15 protein-coding genes and 1 tRNA gene are annotated in these 15,274 nt (G+C 70.3%); 13 read left to right on the top strand and 3 right to left on the bottom strand.

What is annotated here, in order from left to right; genetic code table 11:
- The first annotated feature begins 3 nt into the window (after positions 1-3).
- The 7 genes from lptA (at position 4) to rapZ (ending at position 5,953) form a co-directional block, all read left to right on the top strand.
- A complete protein-coding gene (gene lptA / locus HNQ70_RS15490; RefSeq protein ID WP_183969354.1) occupies positions 4-645 on the top strand; it encodes a lipopolysaccharide transport periplasmic protein LptA in 642 nt (213 codons plus the stop codon).
- Between the two features lie 80 nt (positions 646-725).
- The gene (gene lptB, locus HNQ70_RS15495) at positions 726-1,451 is read left to right on the top strand and encodes an LPS export ABC transporter ATP-binding protein (protein ID WP_343060817.1); all 726 of its coding nucleotides are present in this window, start codon (positions 726-728) and stop codon (positions 1,449-1,451) included.
- Between the two features lie 45 nt (positions 1,452-1,496).
- Positions 1,497-2,996 (top strand): RNA polymerase factor sigma-54, encoded by a 1,500-nt coding sequence (locus tag HNQ70_RS15500; RefSeq protein WP_183969358.1) that lies wholly within the window; start codon positions 1,497-1,499, stop codon positions 2,994-2,996.
- Between the two features lie 37 nt (positions 2,997-3,033).
- Complete coding sequence (gene hpf, locus HNQ70_RS15505; RefSeq protein WP_183969360.1) at positions 3,034-3,384, top strand: ribosome hibernation-promoting factor, HPF/YfiA family; 351 nt, start codon at positions 3,034-3,036, stop codon at positions 3,382-3,384.
- Between the two features lie 252 nt (positions 3,385-3,636).
- Positions 3,637-4,107, top strand: a complete 471-nt coding sequence (locus HNQ70_RS15510; RefSeq protein ID WP_183969362.1) for a PTS sugar transporter subunit IIA — start codon at positions 3,637-3,639, stop codon at positions 4,105-4,107.
- Positions 4,108-4,120: 13 nt separating this feature from the next.
- Entirely contained in the window at positions 4,121-5,053 is a 933-nt protein-coding gene (gene hprK / locus HNQ70_RS15515) for an HPr(Ser) kinase/phosphatase (RefSeq protein ID WP_183969365.1), read from the top strand.
- Positions 5,054-5,074: 21 nt separating this feature from the next.
- Positions 5,075-5,953: an RNase adapter RapZ gene (rapZ, locus tag HNQ70_RS15520; RefSeq protein ID WP_183969367.1), complete on the top strand. Its 879-nt coding sequence runs from the start codon at positions 5,075-5,077 to the stop codon at positions 5,951-5,953.
- On the opposite strand, the gene mutY is transcribed toward rapZ, so the two are convergent.
- The 3 genes from mutY to mutM form a co-directional block, all read right to left on the bottom strand.
- Positions 5,928-6,998, bottom strand: a complete 1,071-nt coding sequence (gene mutY, locus HNQ70_RS15525) for an A/G-specific adenine glycosylase (RefSeq protein ID WP_246435003.1) — start codon at positions 6,996-6,998, stop codon at positions 5,928-5,930. The two genes, rapZ and mutY, sit on opposite strands and share 26 nt — an antisense overlap.
- A complete protein-coding gene (locus HNQ70_RS15530) occupies positions 6,988-8,958 on the bottom strand; it encodes a dynamin family protein (RefSeq protein WP_183969370.1) in 1,971 nt (656 codons plus the stop codon). The genes mutY and HNQ70_RS15530 overlap by 11 nt, the downstream gene beginning before the upstream one ends.
- 192 nt (positions 8,959-9,150) lie before the next feature.
- Complete coding sequence (gene mutM, locus HNQ70_RS15535; RefSeq protein WP_183969371.1) at positions 9,151-9,972, bottom strand: bifunctional DNA-formamidopyrimidine glycosylase/DNA-(apurinic or apyrimidinic site) lyase; 822 nt, start codon at positions 9,970-9,972, stop codon at positions 9,151-9,153.
- Positions 9,973-10,037: 65 nt separating this feature from the next.
- Here mutM and HNQ70_RS15540 point away from each other — a divergent pair, with 65 nt between their 5' ends.
- The 6 genes from HNQ70_RS15540 to HNQ70_RS15565 all read left to right on the top strand — a co-directional run bounded on the left by HNQ70_RS15540 (position 10,038) and on the right by HNQ70_RS15565 (position 15,272).
- Positions 10,038-11,948: a tetratricopeptide repeat protein gene (locus HNQ70_RS15540; RefSeq protein ID WP_183969373.1), complete on the top strand. Its 1,911-nt coding sequence runs from the start codon at positions 10,038-10,040 to the stop codon at positions 11,946-11,948.
- Positions 11,935-12,531, top strand: a complete 597-nt coding sequence (locus HNQ70_RS15545) for an outer membrane lipoprotein LolB (protein ID WP_183969375.1) — start codon at positions 11,935-11,937, stop codon at positions 12,529-12,531. The genes HNQ70_RS15540 and HNQ70_RS15545 overlap by 14 nt, the downstream gene beginning before the upstream one ends.
- Positions 12,528-13,472, top strand: coding sequence for a 4-(cytidine 5'-diphospho)-2-C-methyl-D-erythritol kinase (gene ispE / locus HNQ70_RS15550; protein WP_183969377.1), 945 nt, complete (start codon positions 12,528-12,530; stop codon positions 13,470-13,472). The genes HNQ70_RS15545 and ispE overlap by 4 nt, the downstream gene beginning before the upstream one ends.
- A tRNA-Gln gene (locus tag HNQ70_RS15555) sits at positions 13,450-13,526 on the top strand. Before ispE ends, HNQ70_RS15555 begins: the two co-directional genes overlap by 23 nt.
- 110 nt (positions 13,527-13,636) lie before the next feature.
- Positions 13,637-14,569, top strand: coding sequence for a ribose-phosphate pyrophosphokinase (locus HNQ70_RS15560; RefSeq protein WP_183969918.1), 933 nt, complete (start codon positions 13,637-13,639; stop codon positions 14,567-14,569).
- Between the two features lie 100 nt (positions 14,570-14,669).
- Complete coding sequence (locus HNQ70_RS15565; RefSeq protein ID WP_183969379.1) at positions 14,670-15,272, top strand: 50S ribosomal protein L25/general stress protein Ctc; 603 nt, start codon at positions 14,670-14,672, stop codon at positions 15,270-15,272.
- Positions 15,273-15,274: the final 2 nt, after the last annotated feature.

Raw genomic sequence — 15,274 nt, forward strand, 5'->3', positions numbered from 1 at the left:
CCGATGCCGCCCCGCCTCCTCCCAGTTCCCGCCTCCCTCACCCGGTCGAAGCTGCGCCTGCCGCTGGCGGCGATCGCGCTGATCTCCGGACTCGCCGGGCAGCCCGCGCTGGCCGAGCGCGCCGACCGCGACAAACCGGTGAACATCGAGGCCGACTCGATGCAATACGACGACGCGAAGCAGGTGAACGTCTTCACCGGCAGCGTCACGCTCACCAAAGGCACCATCCTGATCCGGGCCGATCGCCTGGTGCTGCGCCAGGACGCGGCCGGCAACCAGTACGGCACCGCCCACGGCAACCCCGCCAGCTTCCGGCAGAAGCGCGATGGCGTCGAGCAGTTCATCGTCGGCACCGGGCAGCAGATCACCTACGACGGCAAGGCCGAGACCGTGCGCTTCGAACAGCGCGCAACGCTCAAGCGACTGGAGCGGGAGCGGGTCACCGACGAGGTCCACGGCAACCTGATCGTCTACGACAGTCGCAGCGAATTCTTCGACGTGCGCAGCGGCGGCGCCTCGGCCGCCACCCCGGAGAACCCGGGCGGCCGCGTGCGCGTGGTGATCCAACCCAAGCAGGCCGCCCCCGCGGAGCCCGCCCCGACCCCGCTTACCCCGGCGCAGGGCATCGACCCGGCGCGCAGGTAGCCGTGCCCCTATCGAGCGCCCCCCGGCCGGCCGGCGCGGCCGCCCAGGCCGCAGGCCCCGGCGCGACCAGCCGACTCTCCGTGCAGAACCTGATGAAGGCCTACCACGGCCGGAGGGTGGTGCAGGACGTGTCGCTCGAGGTCAGGAGCGGCGAGGTGGTCGGGCTGCTGGGCCCGAACGGCGCCGGCAAGACGACCTGCTTCTACATGATTGTCGGCCTGGTGCCGTCCGATGCCGGCCAGATCCTGCTCGACGAGCGGCCGATCGGCCGTCTCCCGATCCATCGCCGGGCCCGCCTTGGACTGTCCTACCTGCCCCAGGAGGCCTCGGTCTTCCGCAAGCTGACCGTCGAGGAGAACATCCTGGCGGTGCTCGAGCTGCAGATCGACGAGCGTGGCCGCGCGCTGGACCGCGCCGAGCTCGACCGCCGTCTGCGCGAACTGCTGCTCGAGCTGCAGATCGAGCACATCCGCACCAACACGGCGCTGTCGCTGTCCGGCGGCGAGCGCCGGCGCGTCGAGATCGCGCGGGCACTGGCGACGTCCCCTCGGTTCATCCTGCTCGACGAGCCCTTCGCAGGCGTCGATCCGATCGCGGTGATCGAAATCCAGCGGATCGTGAAGTTCCTCAAGAATCGCGGCATCGGCGTGTTGATCACCGACCACAACGTCCGCGAAACGCTTGGCATCTGCGATCGCGCGTATATCATCAACGCTGGTACTGTTCTTGCTTCAGGGCGCCCCGACGAAATCGTCGAGAACGAGAGCGTGCGCCGCGTCTACCTCGGAGAACACTTCCGGATGTAGTGCCGCGGCTCTGGCGGGGCTCCATCCACCGATTCCGAGGCCCGCGTGAAGCCGTCCCTGCAGCTCAGGCTCAACCAGCATCTGGCGCTGACCCCGCAGCTGCAGCAGTCGATCCGGCTGCTGCAGCTGTCCACGCTGGAGCTCAACCAGGAGCTGGAGCAGGCGCTGGCCGACAACCCGCTGCTGGAGCGGGTCGACGATCCCTTCTCGGACGCCCTGCGGATCGGTCCCAACGGGGCGATCGAGACGCAGCACAACGGCACGGACGCCGCCAGCCGCGACGACACGATCAGCGCTTCGCCCGAGTCGCGCGCAGAGGAGGAGGCCCTCGGCGAAGGCGGTTCGACCGAGGAATGGGGCGATGCCGACGCCGGCGACTGGGGCTCGGACTCGGGGCGGCGAAGCGACGACGAGAACGACGAGCGCAGTTCGCAGCAGATCGCCACCACCGGCCGGACCCTGCGCGACCATCTCGCCGGGCAGCTCGCCGCCACGCAGTGCACCGACGTCGATCGCGCGCTCGTCGGCATGCTGATGGACAACCTCAACGACGACGGCTACCTGGACTCCAGCCTCGAGGAGCTCGGCGCGCTGCTGCCGCAGGAACTCGGCATCGAGCCGGAGGCCCTGACGACCGCGCTGCGGCTGCTGCAGAGCTTCGAGCCGGCGGGCGTCGGCGCGCGCGACCTGCCCGAATGCCTGCTGCTGCAGCTCGACGCCCGGGCGGACACGGCGCAGCCGCCGGCACCCCGCGCGCTGGAGCTGGCCCGCGCCATCGCCCGCCAGCACCTGCCGCTGCTGGCAGCCAAGGACTTCACCAGGCTGCGCCGCGTCCTGCGCTGCGACGACGACGAGCTGCGCGACGCGCAGACGCTGATTCGCCAGCTCGATCCGAGGCCAGGCGCAGCGTTCTCGACCGACGAACCGACCTACGTGGTTCCCGACGTGATCGTGCGCCGCACCCGCGGCGGCTGGCAGGCCTCCCTCAACCCGGACGTCCTGCCGCGGCTCCGGATCAACGAGGCCTACGCGCAGATCCTGCGGCGCAATCGCGGCGCCGCCAACGGGCTTTCGTCGCAGCTGCAGGAAGCGCGCTGGCTGATCAAGAACGTCCAGCAGCGCTACGACACGATCCAGCGGGTGGCGCAGGCGATCGTCGAGCGGCAGCAGGCCTTCTTCTCGCACGGCGAGGTGGCAATGCGCCCCCTGGTGCTGCGCGAGATCGCCGACACGCTGGGCCTGCACGAATCGACCATCTCGCGGGTCACCACGCAGAAGTTCATGCTCACCCCGCACGGCACGGTCGAACTCAAGTTCTTCTTCGGCAGCCACGTGGCGACCGATGCCGGCGGAGCCGCCTCCAGCACCGCCATCAGGGCGCTGATCCGCCAGCTCGTAGCGGCCGAGGATCCGGGCCAGCCACTGTCCGACGGCAGGCTCGCCGAGCTGCTCGGCGAGCAGGGAATCGTTGTCGCGCGGCGCACCGTGGCGAAGTACCGGGAGGCCTGCTCCATCCCGGCGGTGGCCCTTCGAAAAGTGCTATAAGGAACGAACCAGCTCCCTTTCCCGCACAGGAGGAAACATGAACCTCTCCATCACCGGCCATCACCTCGAAGTCACCGCCCCCCTTCGCGACTACGTCACGCAGAAGCTCGAGCGGATCACCCGCCATTTCGACAAGGTGATCGACGTCAAGGTGCTACTGTCGGTGGACAAGATGGTGCAGAAGGCCGAAATCAATATCCATATTCGCGGGAAGGACATCTTCGCCGAGTCCACGCACGAGGATCTGTACGCCGCCATTGACGCGCTGGCCGACAAGCTCGACCGGCAGGTGCTCAAGCACAAGGAAAAGCAGAACGACCATGGCCATGAGGCGCTGAAGCAGCAGGTGCAGGTGCAGGAGCAGGAGCAGGAGCAGGGTCAGCTCTAGGCGCCTGCGGGCCTGCGGGCCTGCCCATGCGCATTCGTCCCCAGGGGCGGTCGGCCAGGGCGGCTCGGCCGCCCTTTCATCTTGCGCCGCCCGCCTGGCCGTTGTTTTTGTGCATCGCGCAAAAGGCCATTCGCAAGGGCCCCGGAGGTCATCCGACCTAGACGGGCCGGCAGGATTCTTCTACGCTTGCCGCCTGTCCATTCGACACTCCCTTGGATGCTGCATCGCAGCAGCACGGAGCGACGGGAAGAGATGAACCGAATCGCAAGTCTTCTGCCGTCGACCAATGTGGTGGTCGACCTCTCTGTGACCAGCAAGAAGCGCCTGTTCGAGCAGGCCGGGCTGCTGTTCGAGAACAACCACGGGATCGAGCGCGGGAAGGTCTTCGACTCGCTGTTCGCCCGCGAGCGGCTGGGCTCCACCGGCCTCGGCGAGGGCGTCGCCATCCCCCACGGCAGGATCAAGGGACTGCGCGAGGCGCTGGCCGCGGTGGTGCGGCTGCAGGACCCCATTCCCTTCGACGCCCCCGACGGGCAGCCGGTCCGTCTGCTGGTGTTCCTGCTGGTTCCGGAGCAGGCGACCGAGGAGCACCTCGAACTTCTGAGCGAGCTCGCCGAGCTGTTGTCGGACCGGGCGATCCGCGAGAGCCTCATGTCCTGCGACGACCCCGCGAAGGCGCATCGCATCCTGGCCACCTGGGCGCCCTGTCGCCCTGCAGCCTGACCGGGCGGACGACATGTCCGTCACGGTGCAGCAGCTCGTCGACGCCAACGCCGAGTCGCTGCAGTTCCGCTGGATCGCCGGCCGCCGCGGCGCCGACCGGCTGCTGGGCACCGGCGGCAGCGCCCCCGCCGACCTGATCGGCTACCTGAACCTGATCCACCCCGCCCGGGTCCATGTGTTCGGGCGCGCGGAGACCGAATACTACGGGCGTCTCGAACCGGCCAGGCGCAGCGCCATCCTCGGCGACCTGGTCGCCGGGCATCCGCCCGCGATCATCGTCACCGAAGGCATCGTGCCCGACCCCGAGCTGGTCGCGCTCGCCGAGGCCGACGGCCTGCCGCTGCTGTCGTCGCCGCAGGAGGCCGCGAACGTCATCGACCTGCTCCGCTACTGGCTCGCCAAGGCCACTGCCGACAGCACCTCGATGCACGGCGTGTTCATGGACGTGCTGGGCATGGGGGTGCTGATCTCCGGCGAATCCGGTCTGGGCAAGAGCGAACTCGCGCTAGAGCTGATCAGCCGCGGGCACGGCCTGGTGGCGGACGACGTGGTCGACTTCCGGCGCATCGCACCGCACGCGATCGAGGGCCGCTCCCCGCCGCTGCTGCGCAACATGCTCGAGGTGCGCGGGCTGGGGCTGCTGGACATCCGGGCGATCTTCGGCGAGACCTCGATGCGGCCGAAAATGAAGCTCAAGCTGATCGTCCACCTGGTGCGCACCAGCACCATGGAGAACGAGTACCAGCGCATGCCGCTCGAGGCGCTCACACAGGACGTGCTCGGCCTGCCGGTGCGCAAGGTGGTGATCCCCGTGGCGGCGGGCCGCAACATCGCGGTGCTGACCGAGGCAGCGGTGCGCAGCACGGTGCTGTCGCTGCGCGGCATCGACACCATGGGCGATTTCATCGCCCGCCAGAACCGGCTGATCCGGGACTCGGAAGGCTGACCCGGAGGCTGGTGCCACCCCATGCGCGTCGTACTCATCACAGGCATCTCTGGCTCCGGCAAGTCGGTGGCGATCAACGTCCTCGAGGACGACGGCTACTTCTGCATCGACAACCTGCCGGTGCGCTTCCTGCAGGACGTCATCGGTTCGCTGAGCGAGGCCGGCCACGAGCGCGTCGCGGTGTCGATCGACGCCCGCAGCGGCGCTTCGGTGACCGACCTGCGGGTGATGGTCGCGGGGCTCGGCCGCAGCGGCCATGACGTCAAGGTGATCTTCCTGAACGCGCGCACCGACACGCTGCTGCAGCGCTACTCGGAGACCCGCCGCAGGCACCCGCTTGCCACCGGCAATCCGCCGATGCAGGGCGACAAGACCGCGACCCTGGCCGAATCGATCGAGCGCGAACGCGATCTGATGTCGGCGATCGAGGACCTCGGCGTCTCGATCGACACCAGCGACCTGCATCCCAACGTGCTCCGGCAGTGGGTGCGCGACGTGGTCGGCGCGCAGCGCGCACCGCTCACACTGCTGTTCGTCTCATTCGCCTACAAGCTGGGCGTGCCGCTGGACGCTGACCTGGTCTTCGATGCGCGCTGCCTGCCGAACCCCTACTACACGAGCGAGCTGCGCCCGCTGACCGGGCTCGACGAGCCGGTTGCCGAGTTCCTCCGGGAGATTCCCTCGGTGCAGCGCTTCATCGATCACATCGGCAACTTCCTGCACAGCTGGCTGCCGTTCTACGTCCAGGAAAACCGCAGCTACCTGACGCTGGCGATCGGGTGCACCGGCGGGCAGCACCGCTCGGTCTACTGCATCGAGGAGCTGGCGCGCAGGTTCCGGCGCACGGAGCACGTCCTGGTGCGCCACCGCTCGCTCACCCAGCGCCGCAACGCTCCCTGAGCCGGGCTGCCGCCAGCTCCGACAGCAGCGTCTTCACCGGGCGCGGCAGCGCCGCGGCACCGGCCTCTTCCAGCGGCAGCCACCTGCGCTCCGGGCCTGGCCCGGCGTCGCGCAGGGCGGCTGCGTCGACCTCCAGCAGCAGCGGCTGCACCCGCAGGCCGAAGTGGGTGAACCGGTGCAGGAAGGGCTCGAGGCGCCGGGTTCCGAGCACCGCCAGTCCCAGCGAACCGGCGACCGCGTCCGCCTCCTCCTCGCGCGCCTCGGGCAGGCTCCACAAGCCGCCCCAGATGCCGACCGGCGGGCGCCGCTCCAGCAGCACCGCACCGCGCGCGACGAACAGCAGCATCGCGGTCTCGCGCAGCGGGATCTCGCGCCGCGGGCGGGGCGCAGGCAGCTCGGCCACGCGCGCCGTCGCCAGCGCGACGCAATCCCCCGACACCGGACAGGCGGCGCAGCCGGGCCGCGCGCGGGTGCAGACGGTGGCGCCGAGGTCCATCAGCCCCTGCGTGTAGGCATCGAGGTCGGCCGGTTCCGGCAGCGCCTCTTCCGCGATCGCCCATAGGCGGCGTTCGACCGCCGGGCTGCTGGGGAAGCCTTCGACGCCGCGGTGGCGGCAAAGCACGCGGCGCACGTTCCCGTCGAGGATGGCGGCGAGCTCGCCGCTGGAGAACACCGCGATCGCCGCCGCGGTGGAGCGGCCGATGCCGGGCAGTCGCTCGAGCTCCGCCGCACTCGCGGGGAAGCCGCCCTGCGCGCGCACCGCAAGCGCCGCGGCATGGAGGTTGCGGGCGCGGCTGTAGTAGCCGAGCCCGCTCCAGGCCTGCAGCACCTCGTCGAGCGAAGCCGACGCCAGCGCCTGCACGTCGGGGAAGCGCTCGATGAAACGCCGGTAGTAGGGGATCACCGCGGCGACCTGCGTCTGCTGCAGCATGATCTCGGAGATCCAGCGCCGATAGGGATCCCGGGTACCCTGCCAGGGCAGATCGTGACGGCCGTGCGTGCGCTGCCAGGCGGCGATGCGCGCGGCGAAGGTTTCAGGCGGCAACGACGTGCCGCGGGCTGCGCTCTGTTCCCGCCTGCAGCGGCGCCTCGAGCACCGCGCGCACCCGGTCGGCATATGCAGCGGCCAGAGCAAGCTGCTCCTCGACGCGGCTGCGCTCGAAGTCGAGCTCGGCGATGCGCTCGTCAAGGCTGTCGCTCGCGTCGCGCACGCGATTCACCGAGTCGATTCGACGGCGCAGCTGGATCTGATGCTCGCGCACCTGCCCCTCGATCGGCGCGATCACCGCGCGCAGCCAGGCCTCGATCTCGCGGTTGGCGACGTCGTAGACCTCCTTGATGCGCGCCGCCACCGATTCGAAGAAGCGCCGCATCAGCGCCCACTTCTCGGTGGTGACCAGCGTGAGCGCGCCGAACTGGCGACGGTGCAGCGCCTCGATCCGGTCGAGCTCCTCGAAGTAGCGCCGCATCGAGAACATCATCGGCGAGCCCAGGTTCAGGCCATGCTCGGCGTTGAAGGTCCGGTACATCGCATGCATCAGCGTCGTGATCTCGTCGACCAGCGCGGACACCGCGTCGAAATCCCCGCGCACCGCGCTGGTCAGGCTCGTCATCCCCTCGCGCAGGCCCACCGAGAAGTTGCTCGCGCGCATCAGCTCGCGTGCACCGCGCACGTGCCTGCGCAGCGCCTCCACCGCGATCGAGTCGTAGATCGACCGCGAGTGCCGCGCGAACACCGTGCGCAGCGCCTGCAGGTGGCGCAGGCTCTTCTCGAAGTCCGCGCGCTCGCCCTGGATGCGCGCGGCCATGTGCTCGATTACACCCAGGTTCTTGCCGCGCAGGCCGTTGAGCTCGAACAGCTGCTCGACGAAGCTGCGCCTGCGCGCGGCGAGCACCGACCCGACCACCGACGAGAGCTCGTCGAAATCGCGTCCGACGCGCTCGCGCACCAGCGCCTGTCGCTGCGGAACCAGCTCGTGCGACAGCGCGCGCTCGAGTTCGGGCAGTCGGCTGCGCTGCAGCAGCGCGGGGTCGTGCTGGATCTTCGCCACCAGCCCCTTCTGCGCCGACACCGGGAAGATTCGGTCCTCCGGGAGTTCAAGCGTGCGAGCGACCGCGGCGACCTGCGCGCCGATCTCCGCCTCGATCTCGTGCTCCTCGCGCAGCTCGTCCCAGAGCCCGTCGATCTTGTTGAGCACCACGAAGCGGCCGTGGCGGTGGGTGGGATCGACATGCTCGCGCCAGACCGCGATGTCCGATCGGGTGACGCCGGCATCGGCAGCCAGCACGAACAGCACCGCGTCGGCGCCGGGGATCAGGCTCAGCGTCAGCTCCGGCTCGTTGCCGATCGCGTTCAGGCCGGGGGTGTCGATCACCACCAGCCCGCTCTCGAGCAGCGGATCGGGGATGTTGACGATCGCATGCCGCCAGCGCGGGATCTCCACCTCGCCCGCTGCGTCCGGCTGGACCGGCGAGTCGTCGTCGTCGGGCCGGTACAGCCCCAGCGCCGCCGCCTGGGCGGCCGGCACCCGGCGGATCTCGCGCACCGCGGCGAAGGCGCCGGCGACGCTGTCCGCATCGCCCGGCCGGATCGGAATCTCGTGCCATTCGCCGCTGCGCCCGCGCAGCTCGGACAGCGGCGTCTCGCGCAGCCGGCTCTCGATCGGCAGCAGGCGGATCGAGGGAGGCCTCGACGGGTCGTGCAGCAGCTCGGTCGGGCACATCGTCGTGCGCCCGGCCGCCGAGGGCAGCACACGCTGCCCGTAGCCGGAGAAGAAGATCGCGTTGATCAGCTCGGACTTGCCGCGCGAGAACTCCGCGACGAAGGCGATCGAGATGCGATCCTCGCGCAGCCGCTCGACCAGTCGCTCGATGCGCGACTGCATTGGCGGCTCGGCGAGACCTGCGTCGCCGAGCCAGCGCCCGTAGCGACGGACGGCGTCGACGAGCTCGCCGCGCCATGCGCCGTAGACGGCGATGCGCTCCCTGAAAGTTCCGACAGCCACCGGACCTGTCTCCTTAGGCGCTCGATTGCGCGAGCCAATCTAGCATGGCCGTTCCGGCCACCGGCGGGCGCCCCACGCCCCACCGTCGTACGGCGCGCAGACGGCGCCAGACGGCGGACGGCACAGGCCGGGACGTACCGCTGCACGGCAGCCCGTGAACGGCTCCGATGCCCGGCGTCGGTTCACGCGCGCTCAGTGCTGACAGCGCGGGCACCAGTAGGTGGCGCGCTGCTGCTGCATGCGCGTGCGGATTGGCGCGCCACAGCTCCGGCACGGCTGGCCGGCGCGGCCATAGACCAGGCAGTCCAGCTGGAAGTAGCCGCTTGCGCCGTCGCTGCCGACGAAGTCGCGCAGGCTGCTGCCGCCGCGCTCGATCGCCTCGGCGAGCGTGCGCCGGATCGCGGCGGCGAGCCGTTCGCAGCGCTCGGGGCCGATGCGTCCGGCCTGCGTGCCGGGCAGGATGCCGGCGCGGAACAGGCTCTCGGAGGCGTAGATGTTGCCCACACCGACCACCACGTCGCCGGCCAGCAGCAGCTGCTTGATCGCCACCCGCCGGCCGCGCGTGGCCCGGTACAGCATCCCGCCGTCGAAGTCGCCGGACAGCGGCTCGACGCCCAGGCCCGCGAGCAGCGGGTGAGCAGCGGGGTCGCCAGCGCCGGACGGATGCCAGAGCATTGCCCCGAAGCGCCGCGGGTCGCGAAAGCGCAGCACCCCGTGCCCGAAAAGCAGGTCGACGTGGTCATGCCGCTGCGGCGGCAGCGGCCGGGGCAGGAAGCGCAGCGTGCCGGACATGCCCAGGTGGACGATCAGGCAGCCGGAATCGAACCTGAGCAACAGGTACTTGCCGCGCCGCTCCACCGCACGCAGCCGCTCGCCCCGAAGGCTGGCTTCGAGACCCTCCGGGACCGGCCAGCGCAGCCGCGGCACGCGCACCTCCGCGCCGCGGACGGCATGGCCGAGCACGCTGGCCTGCAGGCCGCGGCGGACCACTTCGACTTCGGGGAGTTCTGGCATCGTGGAGACGGGATCCGGAGGGCGGCTTCCTTGCCGATCAGTTTAATTGAACCTAAGATCGGCCGATGAAACCGCCCCCTCCGAACACACCGGGACGCCGTGCGCAGGCGCCCGGCGCAGCCCGGTTCGCGGCGGCGCAGACGGCCCTGGGCCTGCTGCGCCGCGGCCTCCCCGCAATCGCCGTCCTCACGCTCGGCGGCTGCGCCGCGCTGGCGTCGCAGTCCGATCCCGCAGGTGCCGCCCCCGCCGCGGTGGCTCAGGCCGACACGCCCGCCGGCGCGGGCGAGCGCAGCCCCTCGGCCCGGCGGCCCGCCGCGCGCCCTGCCCCCACCCCGGACGTCCCGCCCGAGAAGCTGCCGGACATCGAGCTCACGCCGCAGATCGTCTTCCAGCTGCTGGCCTCGGAGGTTTCCGCGCAGCGCGGGCAGATCGCCAATGCCACCGCAACCTACCTGACGCTGGCCCGCCAGACCCGCGACCCCAGGCTTGCACGCCGCGCCACCGAGCTCGCGCTCGCCGAACGCTCGCTGGAGCGCGCGCTGCAGGCCGCACAGCTGTGGCGCGAGTACGCGCCGGAATCCATGCTGGCCTCACAGACGCTCGAGGCGCTGTGGCTCAGCACCGGCCGGCTCGATGCGGTCGAGCCGCTGCTCGCCCAGCGGCTGTCGGCGGCACGCGCCGCCGGCCAGCTGGCGCAGGCCTACCCCGAACTGCTGCGCTCGCTGATGCGCGCGCCTGACCGGGGCGCAGCCCTGGCGCTCTTCGACCGGCTCGCCGCGCCCGACCGCGCGGTGCCGGAGGCGCGACTTGCCGCCGCCGCCCTGGCCGAGCGGGCCTCGGACAACGAGCGCGCAGCGGCCGAAGCGTCCGAGGCGCTGCGTCTGTCGCCCGACGATGAGCGCACTGCGATCGCCGCGGCGAGGCATCTGCAGCAGTCCGCGGCCGGCGCACCCGCGGCGACCGAACTGCTCGGCGGATTCCTGCGCCGCCAGCCGAAGGCCACCGAGGCGCGTTTCGCCTACGCGCGGCTGCTGGCAGCGCAGGGGCGCGCCAAGGATGCGCGCGCGCAGATGGAGCTCGCGCTCCGGGAGGAACCCCAGAGCCCGACGATCCTCTTCTCGCTGGCGCAGATCGCCTACCAGGCCGACCAGCCCGACGCAGCCGAGGACTACCTGAAGCGCTACCTGGCGCTTCCCGACTCGGTGCCCCGCGATCGCAACCCGGCGTGGCTGTTCCTCTCGCAGATCGAAGAAGACCGCAAGCGGGATGCGCGAGCGATCGAGTGGCTCGCCAGGGTGACCCCCGGCGAGCAGTACCTCGGCGCGCAGATCCGCCGCGCCATCCTCACCGGGCGCCTCGGGCGGGTGGACGAAGCCAGGGAGCTGCTGCGCGGCACCGGCGCCACCAGCGCGCGCGAGCGCGCCCAGCTGGTAAGCGCCGAGGCCCAGCTGCTGCGCGAGGCCCGCAGGCATGCCGAGGCCTTCGAGACGATCGACCGGGCGCTGCAGGACACTCCCGACAGCCCCGACCTGCTCTACGACCATGCGATGGCGGCCGAACGGATCGACCGGCTCGACGTGCTCGAGAAGAGCCTGCGCCGGCTGATCGAACTGCGCCCCGACAATGCCCATGCCTACAACGCGCTCGGCTATTCCCTCGCAGACCGCAGCCTGAGACTCGAGGAGGCGCAGTCGCTGATCGAGAAGGCGCTGCAGATCTCGCCGGATGACCCGCACATCATCGACAGCCTGGGCTGGGTGCTCTACCGGCGCGGCAAGCTCGACGATGCGCTGGTCCAGCTCCGGCGCGCCTGGGCGTTGCGCCCCGAGGCCGAGATCGGCGTGCACCTCGGCGAGGTGCTCTGGGCGACAGGCAACCGGGACGAGGCGCGCGGCATCTGGCGAGAGGCGCGCAAGCTGGAGCCGGAGAACGAGACCCTCAAACAGACGCTGGCAAGGCTCGATGTCTCGCTCTGACGCCGGTACGGTGCGGGCCCGCCGCCTTGCGGGCGTTTTCTGCGGCGCGGCACTGCTCGCCGCCGGCTGCGCAACGCCCGTCGCACCGACCGGGCCGGGCGAGCAGGGCCGGGCCTGGGCCGGGCGCTTCGCAGTCACCTGGACGCCGGAGTCGCCACCGCCGCGCGAGGAGAGCGCCAGCGGCCGTTTCACCTTGCGCGAAGCCGGCGACCGCACCGAGCTCGAGGTGTTCTCGCCCTTCGGGCAGACCGTGGCGCGGGCTCTCGCGCAACCGGGCTCCGCAGTTCTGGAGACCGCCGACGGGCGCCGTTTCGAGGCCGGGAACCCCGAAGCGCTGACCGAATCGGTGCTCGGCTGGCGGGCGCCGGTGCAGCAGCTGCCCGGCTGGCTGCGGGGCAACCTGCCCGACCAGTTCGTGGATTCCGGCTGGAGGGTCAGCGTCGACGCCCGCGAAGGCGGCCGCCCGCAGCGGCTCACCCTAACCTGGCCTGCCGAGGTGGTCGCGTCCGCCTGGCGCACGGTCACGATCCGCCTGCTCCTCGACCCCCAGGACCCGGCAGCCGGCGCCGCAGGGGCGCGATGATCTCCGAGCTGCGCCACTGCCCCGCGCCCGCGAAACTGAACCTCTTCCTGCACGTGACCGGTCGCCGCGCCGACGGCTACCACCTGCTGGAAACTGTTTTCGAGCTGATCGACCTCTGCGACACGCTGCATTTTCGGCTCCTGGAGGACGGCCGCATCGAGCGGCTGCGCCCTCTGCCGGGGGTCGCGCCCGAGGACGACCTGACGGTGCGCGCGGCCCGGCTGCTGGCCGCCGAGTCCGGCTGCCGTCAGGGGGTACGGATCGAAGTCGACAAGCGCATCCCGATGGGCGGCGGGCTGGGCGGCGGCAGCTCCGACGCAGCCACCACGCTGCTTGCGCTCAACCGGCTCTGGGCGCTGCACTGGCCCGTTCAGCGGCTCGCAGCGCTCGCGCTGCGCCTGGGCGCCGACGTGCCGGTCTTCGTGCACGGCCGCAGCGCCTACGCCACCGGGGTCGGCGAACGGCTGCGCCCGCTCGTGCTGCCCAGGCGCTGGTACGTGGTGCTCTCGCCACCGGTGTCCGTGCCCACTGCGGGGGTTTTTGCATCACCCGATTTGACACGGGACACGAAACCATTGAGAATCCACGGTCTTTCGCGGGGTAACTCAGTGTTTCGCGGAAGGAACGACCTGCAGAGCGTCGTGGTGGCGCGGCAACCCAGGGTTGCCGCGGCGCTCGAAGCCCTGAGGCAGGCCGCCAGGGAAGCCGGTGTACCGGCATCGCTGGCCCGGATGACCGGCTCGGGCGCCTGCGTGTTCCTTCCGTTGGATGAAGAGCCAGCGGCGAACGAGGTGAAGGCGTGGCTCTCGGGCCGCACTGACGCCGTCGTCACCGTCGCCGGATCGCTCACCGGGCATCCGCTTCGCGAATGGGCTTTCGGGCACGCGTCAGCGTCGCACCGGCAGCCTGATGAACAGATGGGGAGTCGCCAAGCTGGTTAAGGCACCGGATTTTGATTCCGGCATGCGAAGGTTCGAATCCTTCCTCCCCAGCCAACCTATACAGCTCGAGCAGCCTCGCGCCGCCGGCTAGTCCACGCACACCGGGTTCAATCATGCAGCAGGCGCAGCGCCGCAACGCGGATGTCTTGTCTCCCGAAGGGCTGATGATCTTCACCGGCAACGCGAACGCGAAGCTGGCTGCGGACGTCGCCTCCCACCTGCAGATCCCCCTGGGCAAGGCCACCGTCGGGCGCTTCTCCGACGGCGAGGTGATGGTGGAACTGCTCGAGAACGTCCGCGGCAAGGACGTCTACGTGCTGCAGTCCACCTGCGCGCCCACCAACGACCACCTGATGGAAGTGATGATCATGGTCGACGCGCTCAAGCGCGCCTCGGCCGGACGCATCACCGCCGCGCTGCCCTACTTCGGCTATGCGCGCCAGGATCGCCGAGTGCGCTCGATGCGCGTCGCGATCAGCGCCAAGGTGGTGGCGAACATGCTGCAGATCGCCGGCGTCGACCGCGTGCTCACGATGGACCTGCACGCCGACCAGATCCAGGGCTTCTTCGACATCCCGGTCGACAACATCTACGCAGCGCCTATCCTGCTGGCCGACGTGCACAAGCAGGAGTTCGAGAACGTCATGGTGGTGTCGCCCGACGTGGGCGGCGTGGTGCGCGCGCGCGCGCTGGCCAAGCGCCTCGACTGCGACCTGGCCATCATCGACAAGCGCCGCCCCAAGGCCAACGTGGCCGAGGTGATGAACATCATCGGCGACGTGTCCGGACGCACCTGCGTGATCATGGACGACATGGTCGACACCGCCAACACGCTGGTGAAGGCCGCATCCGCGCTCAAGGCGCACGGCGCCATCCGAGTGCTGGCCTATTGCACGCACCCGGTGCTCTCGGGCGGCGCGGTCGACCGCATCGCCAACTCCGAGCTCGACACGCTGGTGGTGACCGACACCATTCCGCTGCCCAAGGATGCGCGGGTGAACGAGAAGATCCGCGTGATCAGCTGCGCGCAGCTGCTGGCGGAAACCATCCTGCGCATCAATCGCGCGGATTCCGTCTCGTCGCTGTTCGTCGACTGACCCTCACAGTTTTCCGACCGTCCGGGCCGCGCCGCGGCCCCGGGCTCATGCAATGCCCCGCAGTCTGGTCGCGGACACGGGGCCGAACCAGGAGTACACGATGAAAGTCGTTGCCAACACGAGAAGCGCGCAAGGTACGGGTGCGAGCCGCCGTCTGCGCAGGGCCGGCAAGGTGCCGGGGATCGTCTACGGGGGCACCGTCACGCCCACGTCGATCGAGATCGACCACAACAATCTGTTCCACGCGCTGCGCGTCGAGAGCTTCCACTCGTCGATCCTCGACATGGAGCTGGACGGCAAGGCGGAGAAGGTGCTGCTGCGCGACGTGCAGTGGCATCCGTACAAGCAGCTGGTGCTGCACATCGACTTCCAGCGCATCGACGCGGCGCAGAAGATCACGATGAAGGTGCCGCTGCATTTCACCAACCAGGAACTGTCGCCGGCGGTCAAGCTGAGCGGCGCGATCATCGGTCACGTGTTCAACGAGATCGAGGTTTCCTGCCTGCCGGGCAACCTGCCCGAGTTCATCGAGGTCGACCTCTCCAACCTCGAGACGGGCAAGACGATCCACCTGCGCGAGATCGCGCTGCCCGAGGGCGTGACCATCGTCCTGCGCGCCGGCGAGAACCCCGCCGTCATCAACGTGACGGTGCCGATCGCCGAAGCCGAGCCGGCGCCCGCCGCCCCCGCCGGCAAGAAGTGAGC

This window comes from Quisquiliibacterium transsilvanicum, from assembly GCF_014202215.1.
GTDB lineage: Bacteria > Pseudomonadota > Gammaproteobacteria > Burkholderiales > Burkholderiaceae_E > Quisquiliibacterium > Quisquiliibacterium transsilvanicum.

Excerpts from the sequence above, each read along its gene's own strand:
- HNQ70_RS15560 (WP_183969918.1), top strand. The coding sequence starts at position 13,637 with ATGATCTTCACCGGCAACGCGAACGCGAAGCTGGCTGCGGACGTCGCC.
- hpf (WP_183969360.1), top strand. The coding sequence starts at position 3,034 with ATGAACCTCTCCATCACCGGCCATCACCTCGAAGTCACCGCCCCCCTT.
- lptA (WP_183969354.1), top strand. The coding sequence starts at position 4 with ATGCCGCCCCGCCTCCTCCCAGTTCCCGCCTCCCTCACCCGGTCGAAG.
- hprK (WP_183969365.1), top strand. The coding sequence starts at position 4,121 with ATGTCCGTCACGGTGCAGCAGCTCGTCGACGCCAACGCCGAGTCGCTG.
- HNQ70_RS15565 (WP_183969379.1), top strand. The coding sequence starts at position 14,670 with ATGAAAGTCGTTGCCAACACGAGAAGCGCGCAAGGTACGGGTGCGAGC.
- ispE (WP_183969377.1), top strand. The coding sequence starts at position 12,528 with ATGATCTCCGAGCTGCGCCACTGCCCCGCGCCCGCGAAACTGAACCTC.
- HNQ70_RS15545 (WP_183969375.1), top strand. The coding sequence starts at position 11,935 with ATGTCTCGCTCTGACGCCGGTACGGTGCGGGCCCGCCGCCTTGCGGGC.
- rapZ (WP_183969367.1), top strand. The coding sequence starts at position 5,075 with ATGCGCGTCGTACTCATCACAGGCATCTCTGGCTCCGGCAAGTCGGTG.
- HNQ70_RS15540 (WP_183969373.1), top strand. The coding sequence starts at position 10,038 with ATGAAACCGCCCCCTCCGAACACACCGGGACGCCGTGCGCAGGCGCCC.
- mutM (WP_183969371.1), bottom strand. The coding sequence starts at position 9,972 with ATGCCAGAACTCCCCGAAGTCGAAGTGGTCCGCCGCGGCCTGCAGGCC.
- HNQ70_RS15510 (WP_183969362.1), top strand. The coding sequence starts at position 3,637 with ATGAACCGAATCGCAAGTCTTCTGCCGTCGACCAATGTGGTGGTCGAC.